The following is a 2,655-nucleotide window of genomic DNA, read 5'->3' as shown; positions in this document are numbered from 1 at the left end:
TGTCAAGCTGTTTCCTCATTGGATCCAGCCATTTGTCCGCAATCAACCGATCTCCCAGTTCGTGCTGGCGCTTCGCGCACTGGCCGGGGATACCACTAAGTCAGCCCTACCAGTGACATGGCCCATCATGGCGCCGACGTTGGCGTGGCTGGTCGGTTTCCTGGTTGTCCTGGTGCCCACATCCATCTTCGTTTTGTCTAGACGGCCATGATTCATATGACAAGTCAGGTAGTCGGGTTGGAACCCGTACGCTCGCAGTACCCAGACAACTCTGCTCGGCTGCTCGTTTCGCAGACTCTATTGCAGACCAAGCGGTTACTCACTCGGTGGGCGCGTGATTACGTCACCATCATCGGCGCACTCGTGTTGCCGATTATCTTCATCCTGGTGCTGGACATTGTGCTCGGCAATCTGATTTACGCGATAACCCGCGAGAGTGCGCTCTACAGCATCGTTCCGCTAATCTCGCTCGGTGCTGCGATCACTGGATCAACGTACGTCGCGATCGACCTGATGCGCGAGCGTTCCATCGGCCTGCTTTCCCGATTGTGGGTGCTGCCTGTGCACCGGGCATCGGGCCCGCTCTCTCGAATCCTCGCAAACGCAATTCGGACCCTCTTCACCACCCTGGTGATGCTGGGTACTGGGGTGATATTGGGTTTCCGGTTTCAGCAGGGTGTGCTTGCGAGCCTCATGTGGGTTGGCGTCCCGGTGATACTTGGCATCGCAATCGCCGCCATGGTCACCACGGTGGCGCTCTACGCAGAGCAAACATTCGTGGTTGAGGCAGTTGAGCTAACGCAAGCAATCACGATCTTTTTCTCCACGGGTCTGGTGCCCCTGAACCAGTATCCAGGCTGGATCCAGCCGCTTATTGCCCATCAGCCAGTGAGCTACGCCGTTGCGGCGATGCGCGGATTATCGATGGGCGGTCCAGTCCTCGCTCCGATGATCGCGACCCTGTTGTGGACAGCGGGTATTTGCGCCGCATGCGCGGTACCCCTTGTAGTTGGCTATCGACGGGCCTGCACGCATTGAGCCAGCATGCATTGATCAGTTGGGAGTCCTGAGGTGTTTCCTGGATCAGTGATCCGAAAGCTGTCACACAGCGAGGAAGTCTTCGCGCAGTACGAAGTTTTCACTTCCATGACAATCCAGCTGCGTGGTGTTGTCGATGTCGATGCGCTGTCGGAGGCCTTCGACGCGCTCGTGGAGACCCATCCAATCTTGGCCAGTCACCTTGAGCAAAGTCCCGATGGTGGTTGGAATCTCGTTGCCGATGACCTGCTCCACTCAGGGATCTGTGTCGTCGACGGCACCAACGGGGCGGGGTCGGGTATTAGTGGAGGCCAGGCCGAAGTGCGGCTCGATCAGAGCGAGTCCTTATTGAATATGCGGCTCACGCTTCGCGAGGGGGGCGGCGAGCTCGTACTTTATATTCATCACAGCATGGCCGATGGTCACCATGGGGCCGTTCTTGTCGATGAATTGTTCTCCCGCTACACCGACGTGGTGACCACCGGTGACCCCGGCCCGATAGTCCCACAGCCCACACCGCTGTCCATGGAGGCCGTGTTGCAACAGCGGGGCGTCAAGAAGCACGGCCTGTCGGGAGCCGAGCGTTTCCTGTCGGCGATGTATGCCTATGAAATACCTGCCACCGAGACGCCGACTGTCCTCGCGAAACCTGGATTGCCCCAAGCTGTTCCGGTCACGCGGCTCTGGCTCACCAAGCAGGAAACATCGGACCTCGCGGCGTTCGGCCGTGAACATCGACTCAGCATCAACGCCGTGGTAGCGGCGGCTATCTTGATGACCGAGTGGAAACTTCGCGAAACCCCGTACGTCCCGATTCCCTACGTTTACCCCGTCGACTTGCGATATGTTCTCGCGCCCCCAGTAGCCCCGACCGAAAGTACCAACCTACTCGGGGCGGCGGGCTACCTCGCTGAGATCGGGCCGGACACCGACATCGTCGATCTAGCAACCGATATCGGCGCCACACTTCGGGCTGACTTGGCCAACGGTGTGGTTCAACAGTCGGGCCTGCACTTCGGTACGGCATTCGAAGGAACTCCGCCCGGGCTGCCACCACTTGTCTTCTGCACTGACGCCACTGCGTTCCCAACGATGCGCACGCCGCCGGGTCTTGTAATTGAAGACATTCAGGGTCGTTTCTATTGTTCGGTCAGTGTTCCCCTCGATCTCTACTCCTGTGGCGTCTACGAAGGGCAACTGATCATCGAGCATCACGGACACATCGAGGAACCGGGGAAGGCTCTGGACGCGATACGTTCCTTGCTGTGCACTGTTCCCTCGGAGTATGGCTGGATCATGGAGTGACCCGAAGGTCGGGTTTGCGTCGTCGCCGAAGAGTTCCGACCCGTCCTGAATAGCCCGACCGCCAATTGTGCCGTTGCGGCTAGCCTACCTGCGTCTTTGCCGTTGTTGTCGGCTGGATGCATCCCACTCAAGCCAGGTCGAGGCTGAGGCGGTGGGTGATAGTGCGGATCGCGTACTTCCTGATTCCTACGGTGGCCCAGACGGCGACCGTGACCTTTGAGTGCCTCGGTGACATATATCGAGCGGCGGCGTAGTCGTGGATTGCCGCTTCCACTGCTGAAGAGCGAAACCTGCTGTTGAAAAGGGTAATTG

General features: G+C 58.8%; 3 protein-coding genes and 1 pseudogene. 3 read left to right on the top strand and 1 reads right to left on the bottom strand.

Annotation, left to right across the window (positions count from 1 at the left end):
• The 3 genes and pseudogenes from AC2VOU_RS12710 to AC2VOU_RS12700 form a co-directional block, all read left to right on the top strand.
• Positions 1–211: pseudogene (locus AC2VOU_RS12710) on the top strand (antibiotic ABC transporter permease); the annotation flags it as partial.
• On the top strand, positions 208–1,038 hold the full coding sequence (locus AC2VOU_RS12705) for an ABC transporter permease (protein WP_047316490.1): 831 nt from the start codon (positions 208–210) through the stop codon (positions 1,036–1,038). The pseudogene AC2VOU_RS12710 and the gene AC2VOU_RS12705, both read left to right, overlap by 4 nt.
• A 33-nt stretch (positions 1,039–1,071) precedes the next feature.
• Positions 1,072–2,343 (top strand): phthiocerol/phthiodiolone dimycocerosyl transferase, encoded by a 1,272-nt coding sequence (locus AC2VOU_RS12700; protein WP_054879152.1) that lies wholly within the window; start codon positions 1,072–1,074, stop codon positions 2,341–2,343.
• 127 nt (positions 2,344–2,470) lie between these two features.
• Here the strand turns inward: AC2VOU_RS12700 and AC2VOU_RS12695 are convergent.
• A partial coding sequence (locus AC2VOU_RS12695; protein WP_486957700.1) for a hypothetical protein occupies positions 2,471–2,655 on the bottom strand: 185 nt, incomplete at its 5' end.

The sequence above is a fragment of the Mycobacterium sp. TH-M25 genome (assembly GCF_057473665.1).
Note: the sequence above shows the minus strand (reverse complement) of the source record. Positions and strands in the feature narration are given on the sequence as shown.

What these genes read in the sequence shown, in the direction of transcription:
- AC2VOU_RS12705 (WP_047316490.1), top strand. Translation starts at nt 208, where the DNA reads ATGATTCATATGACAAGTCAGGTAGTCGGGTTGGAACCCGTACGCTCG.